The following is a 21,557-nucleotide window of genomic DNA, read 5'->3' as shown; positions in this document are numbered from 1 at the left end:
CACGGCTTTGCGACTTCTTCGAGTCGGGATCGTTCGCTACATCCGTACCGACCTCAGCACCGAAAGCACGCCATGCCCGTCACCCAAGCCGATCTCGACCTCGCCGCCCGCCTTGCCGATGTCGCAGGTGCCGCGATCCGCCCGCGGTTTCGCGCCGACTATGGGCTGGAGGTGAAGGAGGATGCGTCGCCGGTGACGCTGGCGGATCGCGAGGCGGAGGCGGCGATGCGCCGGCTGCTCGCGGCCGAAGTGCCGATGGACGGGATTCAGGGCGAGGAATATGGCGTGCGGGAAGGCAGCAGCAATCGCGTGTGGGTGCTCGATCCGATCGACGGCACGCGATCGTTCATCGCCGGACGCCCGATCTTCGGCACGTTGATCGCATTGGTCGAGGATGGCTGGCCGATCCTCGGCGTGATCGATCAGCCGATCATTGCCGAACGCTGGGTCGGTGCGGTCGGGCGCGGGACGACGTTCAACGGCCGTCCGGCGCAGGCCCGGCGTTGTCGCGATCTGGCCGACGCGCTGCTGGCGACGACCAGCCCGGCGCTGTTCGACGACGGGCAGCTCCACGGGTTCGAACATGTCGATGCGAAGGTGCGGTCGACCGTGCTGGGCGGCGACTGCTACAGCTATGGTTGCCTCGCCTCGGGCCATCTCGACGTGGTGATCGAAGCCGGATTGAAGTTGCACGATTTCGCCGCGCTGGTCCCGGTGGTCGAGGGCGCGGGCGGCGCGATGAGCGATTGGTCGGGCGATCCGCTGCACGCCGGCAGCATCGGCGAAGTGATCGCGGTCGGCGATCCGGCGCGGGTGGACGAGATCGTCGAACTGCTCGCCTGTCGCGGTCACTGAACGCAACCACCACCGCGCGGCATCGTTGGGGACGGGTCTGTCCATCAAACAAAGGAATCCGTCATGGGTCTGTTTTCCAAGGATATCGCAACGCTCGACGACCTGTTCGTCCACCAGTTGCAGGACGTGTATTACGCCGAGAACCAGATCACCAAGGCGCTGCCCAAGATGATCGCCAAGGCGACCGACCCCGAACTCAAAGCCGGGTTCGAGCAGCATCTGGCAGAAACCGAGGTGCAGATCCGCCGGCTGGAGCAGGTGTTCGAGATGCACGGCGCCGAACGCAAGGCGGTGACCTGCCCCGCGATCGACGGCATCATCAAGGAAGCGAACGAGGTCGCAGGCGAGATCGCGGACAAGAAGGTGCTCGACGCCGCGCTGATCGCGTCGGCACAGGCGGTCGAGCATTACGAGATCACGCGCTACGGCACGCTGATCGCATGGGCGAAGCAGCTGGGCCGCGAGGATTGCGCCGCCGTGCTGGCCGAAACGCTGGCGGAAGAACGCGCGACCGACGAAAAGCTGTCGGCGATGGCCGAGCACAAGCTGAACGCCCGCGCCGAACTGGCGGAAGGCTGACCGGGGTGCGGGGCGGCGTCGCGCCGTCCCGCGCATTCGGCGCTGCGACGCGGCGCAGGCTTGCTGATCGACGGCCATCGTTGACCGACGCTATCAGACAGAAGGCCTGTTACCGTCGAAAATTTGATCGCGATTGACCGGTAAGCCGGTTGGCTCTACGAAGCGGCGCGTCCTCGCGCGGACCGAACGTCGGCCTCGGCCAAGACGTTCGAAAAATGGTGCCCAGAAGAGGACTCGAACCTCCACGACCTTGCGATCGCCAGCACCTGAAGCTGGTGCGTCTACCAATTCCGCCATCTGGGCACGGGGTAGGTGGGCGCCTCTACGGGGCGGGGGCGGGGGTGTCAACAGGGGTGGTGGCGATTTTATCGCAGTCCTTGCCGTTTGGACCGGACGGCGGCATGGGGGGCGCACGCATACAGGCATCCGAAGGCGACGACGCATGAAGAACCAGTTGATCACGCTGTTCGGCGGTGGCGGCTTTGTCGGCCGCTATGTCGTACAGGAATTGCTGCGCGCCGGTGCGCGCGTCCGCATCGCGCAGCGCGATCCGCGACAGGCGCTGTTCCTCAAGACGCAGGGCGGGCTGGGCCAGACGCAGTTCGTCGCGACCGACCTGTTGCGTCCCGACACGGTCGCGCGTGCGATCGCGGGATCGGACGGGGTCGTCAATCTGGTCGGCATCCTCGCGGGCGATTTCGACAAGGTCCATGTCACCGGCGCGCACAACGTCGCCGAAGCGGCTGCCGCCGCTGGTGTGCGGTCGTTCGTCCAGATCTCGGCGATCGGCGCGGATGCCGCATCGCCATCGGCTTATGGTCGGTCGAAGGCGGCGGGCGAGGCGGCGGTGCTCGCGGCCTTCCCGGGTGCGACGATCCTGCGCCCGTCGATCGTGTTCGGGCGCGAGGACGAATTCGTCAACCGCTTCGCACGCATGATCGCCGCGCTGCCGGTCGTGCCGGTGATGGCGGCGAAGACCCGGTTCCAGCCGGTCTATGCGACCGATCTGGCGCAGGTGGTGGTCAAGGCACTGGCCGATCCCGACGGGTTCGGTGGCAAGACCTTCGCGATCGGCGGGCCGGACGTGGTGACGATGGGCGAACTGAACCGATGGATCGGCGCCACGCTGGGTCGGAAGGTCCGTTTCATCGATGTGCCGAACGAACTGGGCGGGCTGATCGCCGCGCTGCCGCTGACGCCGATCAGCAAGGATCAATGGGCGATGCTGTCGCGCGACAATGTCGTCGAACCCGGCACGCCTGGGATCGAGGCGTTCGATATCCGCCCGGTGCCGCTGGCGACGGTCGCACCCGATTGGCTGGTGCAGTATCGCAAGAACGGACGGTTCGGCCGCGTCGCCGAACTGAAGGGCGCATAAGGGGTGGCGTGGATCACCTATATCGTCCTCGGCATTATCGAAGGGCTGACCGAATTCCTGCCGGTATCGTCGACCGGGCATTTGATCCTCGCAGGCGAACTGTTCGGTTTTACCGATGAAAGCTCGATCGTGTTCAAGATCGCGATCCAGTTGGGCGCGATCCTCGCCGTGCTGGTCGCCTATCGCGCGCGCTTCACCGGGGTGGCGCTGGGGCTGACCCGGCTCGATCCGCAGGCGATCGCCTTCACGCGCAACATCCTGATCGGATTCCTGCCAGCGATGCTGGCGGGCGCGCTGTTCTATGACGCGATCCGCGCTGTGATGCAGAAGCCGGTGATCGTTGCGATCGCGCTCATCGTGGGCGGGGTGCTGATCCTGCTGATCGAACGGATGGTGAAGCGCGTGCGCATCCACGCGGTCGAGGACATGAGCATCGGCAACGCGGCCTCGGTCGGCGCGATGCAGTGTCTTGCCATGTTGCCGGGCGTCAGCCGGTCGGGCGCGACGATCATGGGTGCGTTGCTGTTAGGAGTCGAGCGGCGGACGGCGGCCGAGTTCAGTTTCTTCCTCGCCGTGCCGACGATGATGGGTGCGACCGCCTATGCCTTGTACAAGGATCGCGCGCTGTTGTCGGTCGACGATCTGGCGGGGATCGCGATCGGGTTCGGCGCGGCCTTCGTCGTCGCGCTGCTGGTGGTAAAGGCGTTCGTGAAGATCGTGGGGCGGTTCGGCTTCGCGCCGTTCGCATGGTACAGGATCGTCGCAGGCAGTATCGCGTTGATATGGTTACTTCTTCGCTAGGACCGAATCGGACCTAGTTTCGATCGGATTAGCCGCATTCAAATTAAGAATGGTTCGCGATAAGCAATGATGGGTAAGCAAAGCTTACCTATTGGCGTTTAATTGCGTGACTCTGCCACTGAAATATGCTTTCCAATCCTTCGGAGGGCATCATGGCCGATCAAGCAATGCTGAAATTCGTCGCACGTCCGCAAGCCTATCCGGCAAAGCGCGAAGCCGAGTTGCGCGCGGAAGATTTTCAGGAAATCGCGGAGCGCTATGCGCCGCCGACGGCCGAGGATCAGGCCGGGCGCTGTTCGCAATGCGGCGTGCCTTACTGCTCGGTGCATTGCCCGCTGCACAATCACATTCCCGACTGGCTGCGCCTGACCGCCGAAGGGCGATTGCAGGAAGCGTACCAGTTGTCGAACAGCACCTCGACCATGCCGGAGATTTGCGGGCGCATCTGTCCGCAGGATCGCCTGTGCGAGGGGAATTGCGTCATCGAATTTTCGGGACACGGCGCGGTCACGATCGGTTCGGTCGAAAAGTTCATCACCGATACCGCATGGGAGAAGGGCTGGGTGGAACCGGTCGCGGTCGGCCCGTCGCGGGGCCAGTCGGTCGGGATCATCGGTGCGGGGCCGGCGGGCCTGTCGGCGGCGGAATGGCTGCGCAACCTTGGCTACGACGTCCATGTCTATGACCGGTACGACCGGGCGGGTGGGCTGCTGACCTATGGCATTCCCGGCTTCAAGCTGGAAAAGCCGGTGGTGATGCGCCGCGTCGAACGGCTGAAGGAAGGTGGCATCGTCTTCCACGAAGGGTTCGAGGTGGGCCGGGATGCCAAGATGGACGATCTGCGGCAGCAGCACGACGCGATCCTGATCGCGACCGGCGTGTACAAGCCGCGCGCGATCAAGGCGCCGGGCGTCGGGTCGGGCGGCGTGGTCGACGCGCTCGATTATCTGACCACGTCGAACCGTGTCGGCTTCGGCGACAGCGTCGCGGCCTATGACGACGGGTCGCTCAACGCGGCGGGCAAGTCGGTCGTGGTCGTCGGCGGCGGCGATACCGCGATGGACTGCGTGCGTACCGCGATCCGGCAGGGGGCAACGTCGGTCAAGTGCCTCTACCGCCGCGACCGCGCCAACATGCCAGGATCGCAGCGCGAAGTCGCCAATGCGGAGGAAGAAGGCGTCGAGTTCGTCTGGCTGTCCGCCCCCGCCGCGTTCGACGATCGCGACGGACAGGTGGTCCGTGTCCGTGCATCGGGCATGCGGCTGGGTGCCCCCGACGCATCCGGCCGCCGCGCGCCGGAAACCGATCCGGGCAACGAATTCGTCCTCGACGCCGATCTGGTCATCAAGGCGCTGGGCTTCGACGCGGAAGACCTGCCGACGCTGTTCGACGCGCCCGAACTGGGCGTGACGCGGTGGGGGACGGTACGGGTCGACGGCAAGTCGATGATGACCAGCCTCGACGGCGTCTTCGCGGCGGGCGACATCGTGCGCGGCGCATCGTTGGTGGTGTGGGCGATCCGCGACGGACGCGACGTGACCGAACGGATGCACACCTATCTGAAGGCCAAGGCAAAGGCGGCGAAGGTGGCGGCGTGACGCTGGCTCTATCGCTCGCGCTGCTCACGGCAATGTCACAGGCCGGGGTTCCGTCCTCGGCTCCGGCAACGGTTTTGGTGCCAACTCGTGCAAGCTTGGCTTTGGAACTCTCTGAAACCCTGAACGGCGAAGCGTTGACGCGGGTTCAGCTCAGCAAGATGCTGGATGAAACGTTACCCGTCGAGCTGCGGAAAAATCCTGATATTGCTGCAATGGAGAAAGTCTACCCAGGCGCGTTGGTTGCGATGATCGACGGCATGCGACCAGTGATTGTTGCCAAGACGTTGGAAGCTTTACCTGGCTTATGGAAAGAAGTTGCGCCCGTTTACGCGAACGCTTTGAACGAAGTCGAGCTGAAGCAGCTTCTGGCCTTCTATCGGGGGCCGACCGGGAAGCGTGTGATCGAGGCAATGGGGCGCGGCGCAGATTACTCGCAAACCGTTGTACGTTCGATGAATAGCGGGGACACAAATGTAACAGTCAACGACTTCAAGTCTGGAGCGTCCGCAGGTGTCGCTCGAGTGATACAGGAATCTAGCCCGGAAGACATGAATGCGATGATCGCATTGATGAAAACCGAAGGAGGCAAGAAACTCCCTGGCATCACGGCAGTCGTTCTGCAACGTTCGGCCGATTGGTCGAACCGGATAATGCCGCAAATTCAGCCTGCTGTAAACGAAGCTGCACAGGCTGCGATCGAGAATTTTATCGCGAAGGGCAAGAAGCCATGACCCTCGAATCCGAACGCCTCCGCCTTGCCGAACATGGCATGTACCGCCCCGAATTCGAAGGCGATGCGTGCGGCGTCGGCCTCGTCGCGGCGACCGATGGCAAGCCGTCGCGGCGTGTCGTCCAATCGGCGATCGATGCGTTGCGGGCCGTGTGGCATCGTGGCGCGGTCGATGCCGATGGCAAGACCGGCGACGGTGCCGGCATTCATGTCGATCTGCCGCACCGGTTCTTCGACGATGCGATCGCGGCGTCGGGGCACAAGCCGCTGCATGCGCGCCTCGCGGTCGGCATGGTGTTCATGCCGCGCACCGATCTGGGCGCGCAGGAAGACTGCCGCACGATCGTCGAATCGGAAATCATCGAGGCGGGCTGGTCGATCTATGGCTGGCGGCAGGTGCCGGTCGACGTGTCCGTGATCGGCATGAAGGCGCAGGCGACCCGGCCGGAGATCGAGCAGATCATGATCGCGGGGCCGGCCCCCGAAGTCATGGACGAGGCCGAGTTCGAAAAGAACCTGTATCTGGTCCGCCGCCGGATCGAAAAGCGCATCATCGCGGCCCAGATCACCGGTTTCTATTTCTGTTCGCTGTCGTGCCGCTCGATCATCTACAAGGGGCTGTTCCTCGCCGAAAGCCTGTCGGACTTCTATCCCGACCTGACCGACGAACGCTTCGAATCGCGCGTGGCGATCTTTCACCAGCGTTATTCGACCAACACGTTCCCGCAATGGTGGCTGGCGCAGCCGTTCCGTTGCCTTGCCCATAATGGCGAGGTCAACACGATCCGCGGCAACAAGAACTGGATGCTGAGCCACGAGATCAAGATGGCCAGCCTCGCGTTCGGCGAACGCAGTGAGGACATCAAGCCGGTGATCCCGGCGGGCGCATCGGACACGGCGGCGCTGGATGCGGTGTTCGAAACGATCTGTCGCTCGGGCCGGGACGCGCCCACCGCCAAGCTGATGCTGGTGCCCGAAGCGTGGCAGGGCGTGACCGACATGCCCGCCAAACATACCGAGATGTACGAATATCTGGCGTCGGTGATGGAGCCGTGGGACGGTCCCGCCGCGCTGGCGATGACCGATGGCCGCTGGGCGGTCGCCGGGCTGGATCGCAACGCGCTGCGTCCGCTGCGCTACACGCTGACCGGCGACGGGCTGCTGATCGTCGGATCGGAAGCCGGCATGGTGCCGGTATCCGAATCGACCGTCGTCGAAAAGGGCCGGCTGGGGCCGGGGCAGATGCTCGCGATCGATCTGGTCGAAGGCAAGCTGTACAAGGACCGCGCGATCAAGGACCGGATCGCGGGCGAGGCCGACTATGCCGGCATGATCGGCAAGTTCCTGACGATCGACGACCTGCCTGCGCCGACCGACGCACCGCTGCGCTACGACCGCGCCGAACTGGCGCGGCGACAGGTGTGTGCCGGCCAGACGATCGAGGACATGGAGCTGATCCTGTCGCCGATGGTCGAAGGGGCGAAGGAAGCGATCGGATCGATGGGCGACGATACGCCGCTGGCGGTCATTTCCGACAAGCCGCGCCTCATCAGCCACTTCTTCCGCCAGAATTTCTCGCAGGTCACCAACCCGCCGATCGACCCGCTGCGCGAACGCTATGTCATGTCGCTCAAGACGCGGTTCGGCAACCTCGCCAACATTCTCGACACCGAGGATCGGGCAAGCGCGGTGCTGGTGCTCGACAGCCCGGTGTTGACCAGCGCCGACTGGATGCGGCTCAAGGCGCATTTCGGGGGACAGGCGGCGGAGATCGACTGCACCTTCCCGGCGGGCGAGGGGCCGGAGGCGTTGCGTGCCGCCATCGCCCGCGTCCGCGCGCAGGCCGAACAGGCGGTGCGCGAGGGGCGCAGCGAACTGTTCCTGACCGACGAACATCTGGGACCGGACAAGGTGCCGATCGCGGGCGTGCTGGCGGCGGCGGCGGTGCACACGCATCTGGTGCGCAAGGGGCTGCGGTCGTACGCGTCGATCAACGTGCGGTCGTCGGAATGTCTCGACACGCATTACTACGCGGTGCTGATCGGTGTCGGCGCGACGACGGTGAACGCCTATCTGGCCGAAGCCGCCATCGCCGACCGGCATGCGCGCGGCCTGTTCGGCGACATTTCGATCGACGAGGCGCTGAAGCGGCATCGCACCGCGATCGACGAAGGGTTGCTCAAGATCCTGTCGAAGATGGGGATCGCGGTGATCTCCAGCTATCGCGGCGGTTATAATTTCGAAGCGGTGGGGTTGAGCCGCGCGCTGGTGAACGATTTCTTCCCCGGCATGCCCGCCAAGATTTCGGGCGAAGGCTATCATTCGCTGCACGTCAACGCGACGCAGCGGCACGAGGCGGCGTTCGACACCGCAGTCGCGTCGCTGCCGATCGGCGGCTTCTATCGCCAGCGCAACGGCGGGGAGGCGCATGCCTATTCGGCGCAGTTGATGCACTTGTTGCAGACGGCGGTCGCGACCGACAGCTATTCGACCTACATGCAGTTCTCACGCGGGGTGCGCGATCTGCCCCCGGTGTATCTGCGCGACGTGCTGGAATTCAACTTCCCCGACGCCGGCGTGTCGATCGACCAGGTCGAGGCGATCACCGAGATCCGCAAGCGGTTCGTGACCCCGGGCATGTCGCTGGGCGCGCTGTCGCCCGAAGCGCATGAGACGCTGGCGATCGCGATGAACCGCATCGGGGCGAAGGCGGTGTCGGGCGAGGGCGGCGAGGATTCGATCCGCTACACGCCCTATGAAAACGGCGACAACGGCAATTCGGTCATCAAGCAAGTCGCCAGCGGCCGGTTCGGCGTCACCGCCGAATATCTCAACGCCTGCGACGAGATCGAGATCAAGGTCGCACAGGGGGCCAAGCCGGGCGAGGGCGGACAGCTTCCCGGCTTCAAGGTGACCGAGTTCATCGCCAAGCTGCGCCATGCGACGCCGGGCGTCACGCTCATTTCACCGCCGCCGCATCATGACATCTATTCGATCGAGGATCTGGCGCAGCTCATCTACGACCTGAAGCAGATCAATCCGAAGGCGCGGGTCTGCGTGAAGCTGGTGTCGTCCGCCGGCATTGGCACCGTGGCGGCAGGCGTGGCGAAGGCGCATGCCGACGTCATCCTCATTTCGGGTCATGTCGGCGGCACCGGCGCGTCGCCGCAGACGTCGATCAAATATGCCGGCACCCCGTGGGAAATGGGTTTGTCGGAGGTCAACCAGACGCTGACGCTCAACGGGCTGCGCGGTCGCGTGGTGCTGCGTACCGATGGCGGTCTCAAGACCGGGCGCGACATCGTCGCCGCCGCGATCCTCGGCGCGGAGGAATTCGGCATCGGCACGCTGTCGCTGGTGGCGATGGGGTGCATCATGGTGCGGCAGTGCCACAGCAACACCTGCCCGGTCGGGGTGTGCGTGCAGGACGAACGTCTGCGCGCCAAGTTCACCGGCACGCCGGAAAAGGTCATCAACCTGATGACCTTCATCGCGGAGGAAGTGCGCGAGATCCTCGCACGGCTGGGCGTGCGTTCGCTAGACGAAGTGGTCGGCCGCACCGAATTCCTGCGGCAGGTCAGCCGTGGCGCCGAACATCTCGACGATCTGGATCTGAACCCGATCCTCGCGAAGGTCGATGCCGACGAAAGCCAGCGCCGGTTCAGCCTGTCGACCTTCCGCAACGAAGTACCCGACAGCCTCGACGCACAGATGATCCGCGACGCCGCCGCCGTCTTCTCCCGCGGGGAAAAGATGCAACTGACCTATTCGGTGCGCAACACGCACCGCGCGGTCGGCACCCGGTTGTCGAGCGAGATCACGCGCAAGTTCGGCATGTCGAAACTGGCCGACGGCCATGTCACGGTGCGGCTGCGCGGCAGCGCGGGACAAAGCCTCGGCGCGTTCCTGTGCAAGGGGATCACGCTGGAGGTGTTCGGCGACGCCAACGATTATGTTGGCAAGGGGCTGTCGGGCGGCAAGATCATCGTCCGTCCGATGGTGTCGTCACCGCTGAAAAGCCATGAGAACACCATTCTCGGCAACACCGTGCTGTACGGCGCGACCAGTGGCACGCTGTTCGCGGCGGGGCAGGCGGGCGAACGGTTCGCTGTGCGCAATTCGGGCGCGACCGTCGTGGTCGAGGGCTGCGGCGCGAACGGGTGCGAATATATGACCGGCGGCGTCGCAGTGGTGCTGGGCCGCACCGGCGTGAACTTCGGCGCGGGCATGACCGGGGGCATGGCGTTCATCTACGACCATGACGACAGCTTCGAAGCGCATCACAATCCCGAAAGCATCACGCTGCACCGGCTGGGTTCGGCGCATTGGGAAGGGGTGCTCAAGGGGCTGGTCGAGCAACATCACGCCGCAACCGACAGCCGCTGGTCGGGCGCGATCCTCGAGGACTGGTCGCGGTGCAAGGGCCGGTTCTGGCAGGTGGTGCCCAAGGAAATGCAGACCCGCCTGCCGCATCAACTGCTCGACGACGATGCAGGCGAGCCGGGACAGGCAGTCGCAGCCGCGTGATCGCCGGCGCTCCGGGTCCGGCCCGGAGCACCCTTCCTTCGGCGGCGGCGGGTTCGACCCGCCGCCGCCCCCCGATCACCGTTGCGGTGCGGGTCCGTCCACCGCGATCAGCGTCGGCGCATCGGCCACGAATCGGTCCAGCACGCCATCGGCGATGCGGATCGCGCCGTCGAACCGGGTGGCTCCCTTGATCGTCTGGACTGCAGCGGCCTGCGCCGCGATCCGCCGGGCTTCGGCGAAATAGCGCGGCGCAGCGGTGCTGCCCGTCGCGGCGGCGTCCAGCCCGGCGGCGGTCAGTTGCAGCGCGCGACCCCATAGCTGCATCGCGTCCAGCCATGGCCGCGACTGTTCGGCAAAGCCCGGATCGACCGTTCCCGACCGGATGACGTCCGGCGCGCCCGCAATCGCATCGGCGCGCATCGCCAGATCGGCGATCGCATCGCGGCGCGCCGCGGCATCGCCATCGGCGATCGCCTCGCGCACGCGATCGAGGAGCGCCTTCAGCAACGGTGCCTGTTCCTGCCATGGCTGGCTGCCAAAGGTCGGCGCGATATGCTGCGTGTCGAAGAACGTCAGCAGCGCCGCGGTCGCGCGATCATCACCACCGGCCAGTTCGCGCGCGGCGGCATGCCATGTCCGCGCCGCATCATAGGCGGTGTCGTTCCACGCGAACGCCGCCACCCCGGTCACCGCCACCCGGCTCGGCGCTTCCTGGTTCATCGGGTTCGACAGGATGCCGGTCAGTTCGCCCGACAGCCCGGCCTCGCGCCGTGCATAGGGGGCCATCAGCAGCCGGCCGGTCGTCTGCGCATAATCGTTGACCGGGTAATTGTCCCACAACAGCGTCTTGCGTCCGAACGCCTTCGTCGCGGCCTTCGCATCGGGCACCGAAATCGCGGGCGGCACGACGTCGGTGCCGGTCCATTGCACCACGATCCGTGGGTCGAGATGCTTGCGCAACGCGGCCTTGTACGGGCTTTCCTTGGCATCGTAATATTCGGTCGGCACCATGATGAGCGGACGCGATGCCGGGTTCTTGGCGATCAGGTCGGCCTGCACCGTGTTCAGCAGCCGCGACTGGGCGATGCCCGCCGCCTCCGCGCCCGATGCGCCGAACGTGGTCCGGTCGCGCTCGCAATTCCACTTGGTATATTCGATGTCGTCCAGCGCGACATAGAAGCTGGTGATGCCGATCGATCGCAGCGCATCGAACTTGCGTTCCAGCGCGGTGGCGTCGGCCGGGTCGGAAAAGCACACCGACGGTCCGGGTGAGATCGCATAGACGAAATCGACATGGTTGCGCCGCGCGGTCGCGGCCAGCGTACCCAGCGCCGACAGCGTCGCGGCCGGATAGGCATCGCGCCAGCGGTCGCGCGCATAGGGATCGTCCTTGGGACTGTAGACGTACGTGTTCGCCTTCACCGTGGCGAGGAAGTCGAGATGCTTCCTCCGGTCGGCCATCGTCCATGGCGCACCGTAAAATCCCTCGATCGTGCCGCGAATCGGCATCGCCGGATGATCCTGAACGACCATCGCCGGAATCGCGGTTCGCTTGGCCAACTGCCGGAACGTCTGCACCGCATGGAACAGGCCGTCCGCGTCGTGACCGGCCAGCGTGATCAGCCCGCCGCGCCCCGTCGCCGTGGCCGCGATCGTATAGCCCTCCGCATGCGGATCGAGCGTCGTTCCACCGCGCGTCAACGCAGCCCGGACGATCGCCGAATCCCCGCTGCCCAACAGGATGTGCACCCGGTCAGGAATGGCGGGCACCTGCCGCGCGGTGGTGATCGTCGTGACGCCTGCCGTCGTCAGGATCTGGCGGACCAATTCGGTAGTTGCGCGGTCGACACCCGGTGCCTCGACCAGCACGACCGCGTCGTCCAGCGTGATTGCGCCGCGCTTCAGTTCGATCGACACCGGTTCGGGGAACAGTGCGGGACGGGTAACCGGTTGTGCGGCCACCGGATTTGTCGACAGCATCAGCAAACCCGCCACCAGCGGGGAACAGGCGCCGATCATGGCGGTGCGTCGCATCATCCGAAACCTCCGGTATCCAATTGGTATGGTCGACAGGCTTAGGCACCCGAAGCGCGCACGGCAAGCCGCCGTGCCGGTCCGCGCCGTCACGTCCTGCGCCGCACTGCCAGCCAGCCGAATGCGGCATAGACGCTCATCGCCCACCATCCGCCGTCGGTCGCGAGCAGATAGGCCGTGCCGATCGCAAACAGCGTCAGCGCCACGATCGCCGCGACACGTGCGGGCAGCGCCGCCGCCAGCAGCATCGCGCCGCCCAGCGTCGCCGCCACCGCCTGTATCCCCAGCCATGCATAGGACGCACCTCCCCCGATCGACCCGGCGAAGGGCAGTTTGACCGTCGCGAAGCCGCGCATCGCATTGGGGAAGCTGTCGGCGGCCAGATGCAGTCCGATCCCGATCGCCAGCCCCGCCGCGACCGGCCGCCAGTGCCGGGTCGCCCCCGCCAGCGCGATCGGCAGCAGCGAATGCGTCAGCGCGCTGCGATGATCCAGCGGCAGAATCAGGTCCAGATCGGGCAGGGTCGTGCCTGCGATACCGGCCAGCACCGCCGCGATGCCGTGCACCCACGCCCGGTCGGACCGCCCGGCCAGCACCACCGCCGCCAGCCACCAGCCAAGACACGCCAGCAATCCCACACGAATCCCCTTCCGCGCGGCCACGCCCGCGCCTAACACGACGCTATGTGGCAGCTTTTGCAATTCCCGCTATGTCCCTTCTCGCGAAAGGTGCGCCTGCTGCTCGCCGAAAAGAGCATCGGCTATCAACCGGTGCGCGAATCGCCATGGGCGCGCCGCGACCAGTTCCTGCACATCAATCCGGCCGGACAGACGCCGGTGATGGTCGACGAGGATCGCGATATCCGTCTGATCGATTCGATGGCGATCTGCGAATTTTTCGAGGAAACCGGTGAAAAGCCCGCGATGCTCAACGGCACCGCCGCCGACCGTGCCGAACAACGCCGGCTGGTGACGTGGTTCGACACGCAATTCTATCGCGAGATCACCGGCCCGTTGCTGCGCGAACGGATGGAAAAGCGGATCGTCCATCGCCAGTCGCCCGACACGCGGACGCTGCGCGAAGCGATGAAGGCGGCGGTCGAGCATCTCGACTATATCGATTACCTGCTCGACCATCGCCAATGGCTGGGCGGTGCGACGATGAGCCTCGCCGATCTGGCCGCCGCCGCCCAGATTTCGATCGCCGATTATCTCGGTGGCATCGACTTCAAGACGCATGACCTCGCGAAGCGCTGGTATATCGGCATGAAAAGCCGCCCCAGCTTCCGCCCGCTGCTCGCCGAACGGATGGAGGGCGTGCCCCCACCCGCCGACTACGAGAAGCTCGACGTCTGAATCAGAACGAAAAGGACGACAGAAACAGGATGCCGCTTTGCGACTGGCGACGGAACCGGACCTCGACCTCGTTGCCCGGCGGCGGCTGATCGTCTTCGAAGCCGTTGCCGAGGATCTGCGTATCGACGTCGTAGAATATGCCGATGCCGAAGTTCAGACTGGACGCGCGATCCGTCCCGCGACGCAGGCCGACCATCACACCGGCCCCGATCGCGTCAATCACCTTGTCGCTGCCCGGCTGTAGCGCGACGAACGGACCGATGCCGAAATCTTTCAGGCTGGAACGGCAGTTGCGATACTTGATCGGATCGTGTTTCACGTCTGCGCAGTAGCTTTCGGCTTCTTCGCGCCGTGCGGCACCGAGGGTGGGCGTGAAGAAATAGTGTGATTCGAGGACGACCCGCGCCCGAACATTTTCGGCATGGGTGACGCGCACGATGCCGTCGACGATCGTCGCCTCGCGGATCCGCTCGTTCTTGCCAAGGTCATAGGTCATCGAGATGCCGATACCGAAGTCGATACCGCCGAAGTTCTGTGTGCCCGACGTCGCAGCCTCCTTGGCCTCGATTGCCTGTTGGTCGAGTAGTTTTCGATCGGCGGCGGCCTTGCCCGGCGGCGGATCGGCGTCCTGACAATAGGCAACGGTCGGCAACAGCGCCGACAGCGCGACGAGCATGAAAAGACGCATGATCCCCCCGTGGATTCGATAAAGCAAAACCCGGAAAGAACGCCCGCCCGAACCCTGCGACGGCAAGCGGACGAGCGGCAACGCACGATGCCGCCGATCCGGCGGGAAGGGGCGCGCCCGGGATCGAAATCCCATCCGTTTTGGATAAGGTTGCAAGGCGGCTATGGTCGACGGTCGGCACCGCCTCGACCCGTTCATCCTGAGTAGTCATTGAGCCTGTCGAAATGGCGTATCGAAGGATCGGTTTGCCGGCACGAACGGCTTCAAGTCATCTCACGATGGCGCGACGACCGACACCGAAGGCACCGTCCGCCCGCGCCCAGACGTTACGCCCCCGCCAGCGCCTTCTGCCGCCGCCGCTGGACCGACGATCCGATCCCCAGCGCCTCACGATACTTCGCCACCGTCCGCCGGGCGATGTCGAACCCGCGCGCGTTGAGCAGGTCGACCAGCGTGTCGTCGGACAGGATCTTCTTGGGGTCTTCGGCGGCGATCAGCGTGCGGATCGCGTCCTTCACCGCCAGCGCCGACACCGCCTCTCCGCCATCGGCCGACTGGATCGCCGAGGTGAAGAAGTATTTCAGTTCGAACAGCCCGCGCGGGCAGCTGAGATACTTGTTCGACGTCACCCGGCTGACGGTCGATTCGTGCATCTCGATCGCTTCGGCGACCTTCGCCAGCGTCAGCGGGCGCAGATGCGCGACGCCGTGGCGAAAGAACGCTTCCTGCTGCTTCACGATCTCGGTCGCGACCTTCAGGATGGTGCGCTGCCGCTGGTCGAGCGCCTTGACCAGCCAGTTGGCGCTGGCGAGACAATCCGACAGCCACGCCTTCGACGATTTGGTGCCGCACGCGGCCAGTTCGGCATAATAGCCGCGATTGACCAGCACGCGCGGCAGCGTCGCCCCGTTGATCTCGACGGCCCATCCGGCCCCACGCGGCGCGATGAACAGGTCGGGGACCACCGATTGCGTGCGCTCGCCGCCGAACCGGCAACCCGGCTTGGGGTCATAGCCGCGCAGTTCGCGGATCATGTCGGCAAGGTCTTCGTCGTCGACGTCGCAGATGCGGCGCAACTGCGGCAACGCCCCGCGCGCGACGAGGTCGAGATTGTCGATCAGCCGCGCCATGCACGGATCGTAGCGATCGGCCTCCTTCGCCTGGATCATCAGGCATTCGGCAAGGCTGCGCGCGCCGACGCCGCCGGGGTCGAACGTCTGCACCACCGCCAGCACCGTTTCGACCCGTACCAGCGGCACGCCCAACCGGCCGGCGATGTCGAGCAGCGATCCCGACAGATAGCCGCAATCGTCGATCTGATCGATGATCGCGCTCGCGATGAACAGGTCGGCCCCGGCGACCACCGTCCCGGCCTGTTGCAACAGATGGTCGGTCAGCGAGATGTCGTCGCACGCGAAACTGTCCAGATCGGGCAGCTCGTCGAACCCGCCCGCACCCGTGCCCGCCATCCCCAGCGACCCGTCGAGCGATCCGACCCCATCGGACGCGCAGTCGTGGTGGAAGGTATCGCCCGGATCGACGTCCAGCGTCTCGCCCCCCGCCGCGCCGGTCGCCAGCAATTCGTCCGATCCGGCGGGGTCGCCCGCGACCGGCGCGTCGGGAGTCTCGAACGCGCCGCCATCGTCGTCGCCGCCGCCCGCATCGAGCAGCGGGTTCTTGTCGATCTCCTCGGCGATGAACCCCTCGACCTCAAGGTTCGACAGCGCGAGCAGGCGGATCGCCTGCTGCAACTGCGGCGTCATCACCAGCGATTGCGACTGGCGCAGGTCGAGGCGGGGTGCGAGGCTCATCCGCCTACAGCTCGAATCCCTCGCCCAGATACAGGCGGCGGACATTGGTGTCGGCGACCAGTTCGGCGGGCGACCCGGCGAACAGCACGCGGCCGTCATAAATGATATAGGCGCGGTCGACGATTTCCAGAGTCTCACGGACATTGTGGTCGGTGATGAGCACACCGATCCCGCGCGACTTCAACTGGATGACAAGGTCGCGGATATCCGCGATCGAGATCGGATCGATGCCGGCAAAGGGTTCGTCGAGCAGGATGATCGTCGGGTTCGCGGCCAGCGCGCGTGCGATCTCCGCCCGCCGCCGCTCGCCGCCCGACAACGCCATCGCCGGCGAGTCGCGCAACCGGGTCAGCCCGAATTCGTCGAGCAGCTGGTCCAGCCGCGCCATCCGCGTCGGCTTGTCCGGTTCGGCCAGTTCGAGCACGGCAAGGATGTTCTTTTCGACCGACAGCCCGCGAAAGATCGACGTTTCCTGCGGCAGATACCCAAGCCCCAGGATCGCACGGCGATACATGGGCAGCGCGGTGATATCTTCCCCGTCCAGCAGGATGCGGCCTGCATCGGGCTTCACCAGCCCCATCGCCGAATAGAAGCTGGTCGTCTTGCCCGCGCCGTTCGGCCCCAGCAGCCCGACCACTTCGCCGCGCCCGACCGACATCGACACGTCGGATAGCACCACGCGCTTGTCATAGGATTTGGCGATCGACACGACCGACAGCCCTTCGGCGGCGGGCGCTTCGTGAACCGGCGGGGCAGTCGAAAGGGTGTTCGTGTCGGTCATACGCATCGTCCCGATCGCATGGAGGCGGTTATCAACTGCTTACCGCACAGGCGTTGGCAGGATTATTGCATGAACGGCCCGAAAAAGGAAAGGCGGGCTGTATCGCCCCGCCCCGAAAGCACGATCAGTTGCGCGGCGGCGCGGAGAATCGCCCGGTGACCCGACCATTGCCCTGCGTCACCGGCGCGCCGGGCGTGCCCGATCCGCCGACGCCCGATCCGTCGATCGTCGCGCGACCGGTATCCAGATCGATCGACAGCCGCCCGCCGTTCAGCGTGTTCGCACCCTGCGTCAGCCGGACGTTGCCGATCATCGTGACCACGCGCGCCTTGACGTCGTACACCGCGAACCGCGACCGCGCGGTCTGGTCCGGCCGGGTCAGCACGACGTTGCCCGCCACGTCGATCCGCGTCGCCTGCGGCGATCCCTCGGTCACCTGTCCGGTATAGTTGATCGTCACGCGATCGGCGTTCAGCGTCATCGTCGCCTGCCGGAACACCGCGCCCCCGGTGAACACCGCGCGCCGCTGCTTGTCCTGCAACTCGATCGCGTTGGCCGACACGTCGATCGGCGCGTTCGAATCGTGGCGCGTCTGCGCCGGGGCCGACCCCGCGACCGTCAGCAATGCCGTGGCGGCCAGCAGGCCGGAGAGCGCAAGGCGAATCATGCCCTTCATTTCGTCCGTGCCGGATCGATACGCAAGCGCGCATTGCCGGTCAGCCGCACGGTGCGCGCTTCCAGATCGGCGTCCAGCCGGTCGCCGCTGAAATTGCCCATCGACGTCGTGCCGGTCACTGCGCTGCCGCTCTGCAACCGGCGGGTCTTCAGGTCGACCGTCGCGTCGTTGGTGTCGAGCGAATAGCCGTTGGCCGCGCGGAACCGGATCGGACCGACCACCGCCACCTGCTCGCTGCGCATGTCGTACCGTCCGCGATCGGCAGTCAGCCGTGCCGGCCCGTCGGGCAGGCGGATCGCCGCAGTCAGCGTGCTCAACTGCACCACCGGTTCGGCCGAGCTTTTCTGCACCGCCGATCCGGCGTCGAGGACGAAGGGCTGGCCCTTGCTGTCCTGTCCGCGATATTCCGCCGCCTGCAACCGCATGCGTTCCTGCGCCACGTCGACCTTGTTCTTGTCGAGTACGAAGCTGGTATCGCCGCGCATGAACAGTGGGGCCATGACGAGGAACGCCGCCAGCACGCCGATCGCGATCGGCAGTATGACGAGCAACAGCGCGACCAACCGGTCGTGGCCGCTGCCGGGCGCGGCCCGGCGCTGCCGCCGCGACCGGGCGCGGCGCACCGCGTCGGGGTCCGTCCGCAACCCCGCTACCGGGTTCGCCGGGCCGGACCGGGCATCAGACATGCGCGAAGATGTCGGTTTCCGGCCAGCCCGCAAGGTCGAGCGCCGCGCGATGCGGCAGGAAATCGAAACATGCCTGCGCCAGTTCGGTCCGCCCCTCGCGCGCCAGCCGCACGGTCAGTTCGGCACGCAACGCATGCAGGAACCGCACATCGGACGCGGCATAGTCGCGCTGCGCATCGGACAGCACCGGCCCGCCCCAGTCGGACGACTGCTGCTGTTTCGAGATATCCTGCCCCAGCAGTTCGCGGACCAGTTCCTTCAGCCCGTGGCGGTCGGTATAGGTCCGCACCAGCCGCGACGCGATCTTGGTGCAGAACACCGGCGCGGCGACGACGCCCAGATAATGCTGGACCGCCGCAAGGTCGAACCGGCCGAAATGATACAGCTTCACCCGTGCCGGATCGGCCAGCACCGCCTTCAGGTTAGGCGCGGCATAGTCGCTGCCCGGGTTGAAGCGCACCAGATGCTGGTCGTCGCCACCATCGGACAACTGCACGACGCACAACCGGTCGCGCGGGGTGATCAGCCCCATCGTCTCGGTATCGACGGCAATGTCGGCGCCGGGGGCGAACACGCCTGCGGGCAGGTCTTCTTCATGGAAATACACGGTCATGTCACAGCGCCTAGCGGGTCGGGGCGTCGCGCTCAATGGCCGCGGCTTCCCGTGCCGCACGTTTGCGCGCCCGCGACCGGCGCGACGCGATGTTCAGCGTCTCGACTCCGGCCGAAAATGCCATCGCAGCATAGATATAGCCCTTGGGCACATGCACGCCGAACCCGTCGGCGATCAGCACGGCACCGATCATCAGCAGGAACCCCAGCGCCAACATGACCACCGTCGGATTGGCGTTGATGAAGCGTGCCAGCGGGTCGGCCGCGAACAGCATCACCGCCACCGTCACGATCACCGCCGCCATCATGATCGGCACCTCGTCGGTCATGCCCACCGCCGTCAGGATCGAATCGATCGAGAATACAGCGTCGAGCGCCACGATCTGCACGATCGCCGACCCGAACGACAGGACGGCCTTGCCCTTCTTGTCCAGCGCGTCGCCGGTCGCCTCCTCGTCCATCGTGTGATGGATCTCACGCGTCGCCTTCCACAACAGGAACAGTCCGCCCGCGATCAGGATCAGGTCGCGCCACGAAAACTGCGTTTCGAACCCCGGCCTGCCCGCCGCGTCGGGCGCGCCGTGGATGCCCAGGTCGAATACCGGGGTCGTCAGCGACACGATGAACGCGATCATCGACAGCAGCGCCAGCCGCATGACCAGCGCAAGGCCGATGCCGACTCGCCGTGCCGTCTGCTGCTGATGCGGCGGCAGCTTGTTCGACAGAATCGAGATGAAGATCAGGTTGTCGATGCCAAGCACGACTTCCAGAATCACCAATGTTAGGAATGCGGCCCACGCAGCAGGGTCGCTCAAAAGCATCAATATGGCATCCATGGTGCGATTCTGTGCCGTCTTCGCCACAATCGCGCAAGGTTCGCGATGACGGGAACGATTGTTGCGGCGAAATTGGTTTGGGCCATCCATTTTTTACGCTATGGCAAGTGTGTGGCACCCGGTTTGGCGGTGCCCGGACACCTGCGTTTTTCGCTCGACGCTTGGGTTTACGATGAAGTTGGGCGAACCAGGAAGACGAACAGGGCAATGAGTTTCGATCGAGGACGGCGCGGCGAGCGCGGTGGGCGCGGCAGGGACAAGCGCGACGGTTTTGGTGACGAAGGTGGCGGCAGCAGCTTCGGCGGCGGCGGCGGCTTCGGCGGCGATCGCGGTGGTTTCGGTGGCGGCGGTTTCGGTGGTGGCAGCAGCTACGGCGGCGGCGGCGGTGATCGCGGCGGCTTCGGCGGCGGCAGCAGCTATGGCGGCGGCGGCGGTGGTGATCGCGGCGGCTTCGGCGGCGGTGGCGGCGGCGGCGGTTTCCGTGGTGGCGGCGGCGGTGGCGGCTTCAGTGGCGGCGGCGGTGGTCGCGGCATGCCCCCCCAGGTCGTCGGAGAAGCGACCGGCGTGGTCAAGTTCTTCAACGCGCAGAAGGGCTTCGGCTTCGTGGTTCGCGATGACGGCGGCGAAGACGTGTTCGTTCACATCTCTGCAGTCGAGCAGGCCGGTCTGGCTGCCCTTGCCGAAGGTCAGCCGATGGGCTTCACGCTCGTCGATCGCGGCGGCCGCATCTCGGCGACCGATCTGAAGATCGACGGCGAACCGATGGCTGTGACCGGTGGCGGCGCGCCGCGTGAGCCGCGCGATGCCGGCCCGCGTGGTGCCCCCGCAGGTGGTGGCATGGGCGGCCCGCAGCGCCAGCTGACGGGTGAGAAGGCGACCGGCGTGGTCAAGTTCTTCAACGCAATGAAGGGCTTCGGCTTCATTCAGCGCGACGATGGACAGCCCGATGCGTTCGTGCACATCTCGGCCGTCGAGCGTGCGGGTCTCCCGACGCTCAACGAAGGCGACCGGCTCGAATTCGAGCTGGAAGTCGATCGTCGCGGCAAGCATGCAGCGGTGAACCTCAGCAAGATCTGATCGTTCGCTTCGGCATTCGAAAAGGGCCGGTCATCCTTCGGGGTGGCCGGCCCTTTTGCTATGTACGGCGTGGCGCGGGCGTCGTGAAACGGCGGCGCAACGGCACGATCGGTGAGCCGCCGTTGCGCACGTCGTGCCGGATGGTTCGGACTGCCGTTGCTGTTGCCGTGCCACTGACACTGTGCCACTGACACTGTGACACTGTGACACTGTGACACTGTGACACTGTGACACTGTGACACTGTGACACTGTGACACTGTGCCGCTGTGACACTGTGCCGCTGTGCCGCCGCCGACACCGACCTTGCGACACCATCGCCTTCGCTGACACAGCGCCGCGCACGATCAGGTTGCATCATCGGCGCAGCGGGGATCGCCGTTTGCCGCAAGCCTTCGGAACAGAAGAATGCCTCTGCATCGTGCTGAAACGAGCGATGGCGTCGATCAACTGTCCGAAACCCGCTCTACTAGGCGGGATCGACATTCAGGATTCCCAAATGTGTTGAAGGCTGATTCATAGTCATCCGTGCTGA

The 21,557-nt window shown here is 65.6% G+C and carries 18 protein-coding genes and 1 tRNA gene; 9 read left to right on the top strand and 10 right to left on the bottom strand.

The window, feature by feature from the left end; genetic code table 11:
• The first annotated feature begins 72 nt into the window (after nt 1-72).
• Both hisN and IFT55_RS15760 read left to right on the top strand, forming a co-directional pair.
• A complete protein-coding gene (hisN, locus tag IFT55_RS15765) occupies nt 73-855 on the top strand; it encodes a histidinol-phosphatase (RefSeq protein WP_192093311.1) in 783 nt (260 codons plus the stop codon).
• Nucleotides 856-918: 63 nt separating this feature from the next.
• Complete coding sequence (locus IFT55_RS15760; protein ID WP_192093310.1) at nt 919-1,434, top strand: YciE/YciF ferroxidase family protein; 516 nt, start codon at nt 919-921, stop codon at nt 1,432-1,434.
• A gap of 216 nt (nt 1,435-1,650) precedes the next feature.
• Here the strand turns inward: IFT55_RS15760 and IFT55_RS15755 are convergent.
• A tRNA-Leu gene (locus tag IFT55_RS15755) sits at nt 1,651-1,737 on the bottom strand.
• Between the two features lie 139 nt (nt 1,738-1,876).
• Between IFT55_RS15755 and IFT55_RS15750 the strand changes: the two genes are divergently transcribed.
• The 5 genes from IFT55_RS15750 to gltB all read left to right on the top strand — a co-directional run bounded on the left by IFT55_RS15750 (nt 1,877) and on the right by gltB (nt 10,468).
• Nucleotides 1,877-2,812: a complex I NDUFA9 subunit family protein gene (locus IFT55_RS15750; protein ID WP_192093309.1), complete on the top strand. Its 936-nt coding sequence runs from the start codon at nt 1,877-1,879 to the stop codon at nt 2,810-2,812.
• Between the two features lie 3 nt (nt 2,813-2,815).
• Entirely contained in the window at nt 2,816-3,613 is a 798-nt protein-coding gene (locus tag IFT55_RS15745; protein ID WP_192093308.1) for an undecaprenyl-diphosphate phosphatase, read from the top strand.
• A gap of 152 nt (nt 3,614-3,765) precedes the next feature.
• Nucleotides 3,766-5,211, top strand: a complete 1,446-nt coding sequence (locus IFT55_RS15740; RefSeq protein WP_192093307.1) for an NAD(P)-dependent oxidoreductase — start codon at nt 3,766-3,768, stop codon at nt 5,209-5,211.
• Nucleotides 5,208-5,942: a DUF2059 domain-containing protein gene (locus tag IFT55_RS15735; RefSeq protein WP_192093306.1), complete on the top strand. Its 735-nt coding sequence runs from the start codon at nt 5,208-5,210 to the stop codon at nt 5,940-5,942. The genes IFT55_RS15740 and IFT55_RS15735 overlap by 4 nt, the downstream gene beginning before the upstream one ends.
• Complete coding sequence (gltB, locus tag IFT55_RS15730; RefSeq protein WP_192093305.1) at nt 5,939-10,468, top strand: glutamate synthase large subunit; 4,530 nt, start codon at nt 5,939-5,941, stop codon at nt 10,466-10,468. The genes IFT55_RS15735 and gltB overlap by 4 nt, the downstream gene beginning before the upstream one ends.
• Nucleotides 10,469-10,543: 75 nt before the next feature.
• Here the strand turns inward: gltB and IFT55_RS15725 are convergent, their stop codons facing one another.
• Together IFT55_RS15725 and IFT55_RS15720 are read right to left on the bottom strand one after the other, a co-directional pair.
• Nucleotides 10,544-12,505 carry a beta-N-acetylhexosaminidase family protein gene (locus IFT55_RS15725; RefSeq protein WP_192093304.1) on the bottom strand — a complete coding sequence of 654 codons (1,962 nt, stop codon included), beginning with the start codon at nt 12,503-12,505 and terminating at the stop codon, nt 10,544-10,546.
• 86 nt (nt 12,506-12,591) lie between these two features.
• On the bottom strand, nt 12,592-13,164 hold the full coding sequence (locus tag IFT55_RS15720; protein ID WP_192093303.1) for a hypothetical protein: 573 nt from the start codon (nt 13,162-13,164) through the stop codon (nt 12,592-12,594).
• A gap of 21 nt (nt 13,165-13,185) precedes the next feature.
• Here IFT55_RS15720 and IFT55_RS15715 point away from each other — a divergent pair, with 21 nt between their 5' ends.
• Nucleotides 13,186-13,857 carry a glutathione S-transferase family protein gene (locus IFT55_RS15715; RefSeq protein WP_192093302.1) on the top strand — a complete coding sequence of 224 codons (672 nt, stop codon included), beginning with the start codon at nt 13,186-13,188 and terminating at the stop codon, nt 13,855-13,857.
• A 1-nt stretch (nt 13,858) separates the two neighbouring features.
• On the opposite strand, the gene IFT55_RS15710 is transcribed toward IFT55_RS15715, so the two are convergent.
• The 7 genes from IFT55_RS15710 to IFT55_RS15680 all read right to left on the bottom strand — a co-directional run bounded on the left by IFT55_RS15710 (nt 13,859) and on the right by IFT55_RS15680 (nt 19,947).
• Nucleotides 13,859-14,545 carry a hypothetical protein gene (locus IFT55_RS15710; protein WP_192093301.1) on the bottom strand — a complete coding sequence of 229 codons (687 nt, stop codon included), beginning with the start codon at nt 14,543-14,545 and terminating at the stop codon, nt 13,859-13,861.
• A 326-nt stretch (nt 14,546-14,871) separates the two neighbouring features.
• Complete coding sequence (rpoN, locus tag IFT55_RS15705; RefSeq protein ID WP_192093300.1) at nt 14,872-16,356, bottom strand: RNA polymerase factor sigma-54; 1,485 nt, start codon at nt 16,354-16,356, stop codon at nt 14,872-14,874.
• 4 nt (nt 16,357-16,360) lie between these two features.
• A complete protein-coding gene (gene lptB / locus IFT55_RS15700) occupies nt 16,361-17,137 on the bottom strand; it encodes an LPS export ABC transporter ATP-binding protein (RefSeq protein ID WP_192093299.1) in 777 nt (258 codons plus the stop codon).
• 124 nt (nt 17,138-17,261) lie between these two features.
• The gene (locus tag IFT55_RS15695; RefSeq protein ID WP_249403877.1) at nt 17,262-17,804 is read right to left on the bottom strand and encodes an LptA/OstA family protein; all 543 of its coding nucleotides are present in this window, start codon (nt 17,802-17,804) and stop codon (nt 17,262-17,264) included.
• Between the two features lie 5 nt (nt 17,805-17,809).
• The gene (gene lptC / locus IFT55_RS15690; protein ID WP_192093297.1) at nt 17,810-18,499 is read right to left on the bottom strand and encodes an LPS export ABC transporter periplasmic protein LptC; all 690 of its coding nucleotides are present in this window, start codon (nt 18,497-18,499) and stop codon (nt 17,810-17,812) included.
• A complete protein-coding gene (locus IFT55_RS15685) occupies nt 18,492-19,112 on the bottom strand; it encodes a ribonuclease D (RefSeq protein WP_192093296.1) in 621 nt (206 codons plus the stop codon). Before IFT55_RS15685 ends, lptC begins: the two co-directional genes overlap by 8 nt.
• A gap of 10 nt (nt 19,113-19,122) precedes the next feature.
• Nucleotides 19,123-19,947: a TerC family protein gene (locus IFT55_RS15680; protein WP_192093295.1), complete on the bottom strand. Its 825-nt coding sequence runs from the start codon at nt 19,945-19,947 to the stop codon at nt 19,123-19,125.
• A gap of 207 nt (nt 19,948-20,154) precedes the next feature.
• Here IFT55_RS15680 and IFT55_RS17645 point away from each other — a divergent pair, with 207 nt between their 5' ends.
• Nucleotides 20,155-21,024 (top strand): cold-shock protein, encoded by an 870-nt coding sequence (locus IFT55_RS17645; protein WP_192093347.1) that lies wholly within the window; start codon nt 20,155-20,157, stop codon nt 21,022-21,024.
• Nucleotides 21,025-21,557 lie beyond the last annotated feature (533 nt).

This window comes from Sphingomonas sp. CFBP 13720 (assembly GCF_014842075.1).
Taxonomy (GTDB): Bacteria; Pseudomonadota; Alphaproteobacteria; order Sphingomonadales; family Sphingomonadaceae; genus Sphingomonas.
The sequence above is the reverse complement of the archived record's forward strand: the minus strand, read 5'-3'. Positions and strand labels throughout refer to the sequence as shown.

Bases quoted from the DNA above. Each gene is read 5' to 3' on its own strand.
- hisN (WP_192093311.1), top strand. From the start codon at position 73: ATGCCCGTCACCCAAGCCGATCTCGACCTCGCCGCCCGCCTTGCCGAT.
- IFT55_RS15760 (WP_192093310.1), top strand. From the start codon at position 919: ATGGGTCTGTTTTCCAAGGATATCGCAACGCTCGACGACCTGTTCGTC.
- IFT55_RS15750 (WP_192093309.1), top strand. From the start codon at position 1,877: ATGAAGAACCAGTTGATCACGCTGTTCGGCGGTGGCGGCTTTGTCGGC.
- IFT55_RS15740 (WP_192093307.1), top strand. From the start codon at position 3,766: ATGGCCGATCAAGCAATGCTGAAATTCGTCGCACGTCCGCAAGCCTAT.
- gltB (WP_192093305.1), top strand. From the start codon at position 5,939: ATGACCCTCGAATCCGAACGCCTCCGCCTTGCCGAACATGGCATGTAC.
- IFT55_RS15725 (WP_192093304.1), bottom strand. From the start codon at position 12,505: ATGATGCGACGCACCGCCATGATCGGCGCCTGTTCCCCGCTGGTGGCG.
- IFT55_RS15715 (WP_192093302.1), top strand. From the start codon at position 13,186: ATGTGGCAGCTTTTGCAATTCCCGCTATGTCCCTTCTCGCGAAAGGTG.
- IFT55_RS15710 (WP_192093301.1), bottom strand. From the start codon at position 14,545: ATGCGTCTTTTCATGCTCGTCGCGCTGTCGGCGCTGTTGCCGACCGTT.
- rpoN (WP_192093300.1), bottom strand. From the start codon at position 16,356: ATGAGCCTCGCACCCCGCCTCGACCTGCGCCAGTCGCAATCGCTGGTG.
- lptB (WP_192093299.1), bottom strand. From the start codon at position 17,137: ATGACCGACACGAACACCCTTTCGACTGCCCCGCCGGTTCACGAAGCG.
- IFT55_RS15695 (WP_249403877.1), bottom strand. From the start codon at position 17,804: ATGATTCGCCTTGCGCTCTCCGGCCTGCTGGCCGCCACGGCATTGCTG.
- lptC (WP_192093297.1), bottom strand. From the start codon at position 18,499: ATGTCTGATGCCCGGTCCGGCCCGGCGAACCCGGTAGCGGGGTTGCGG.
- IFT55_RS15685 (WP_192093296.1), bottom strand. From the start codon at position 19,112: ATGACCGTGTATTTCCATGAAGAAGACCTGCCCGCAGGCGTGTTCGCC.
- IFT55_RS15680 (WP_192093295.1), bottom strand. From the start codon at position 19,947: ATGGATGCCATATTGATGCTTTTGAGCGACCCTGCTGCGTGGGCCGCA.
- IFT55_RS17645 (WP_192093347.1), top strand. From the start codon at position 20,155: ATGAGTTTCGATCGAGGACGGCGCGGCGAGCGCGGTGGGCGCGGCAGG.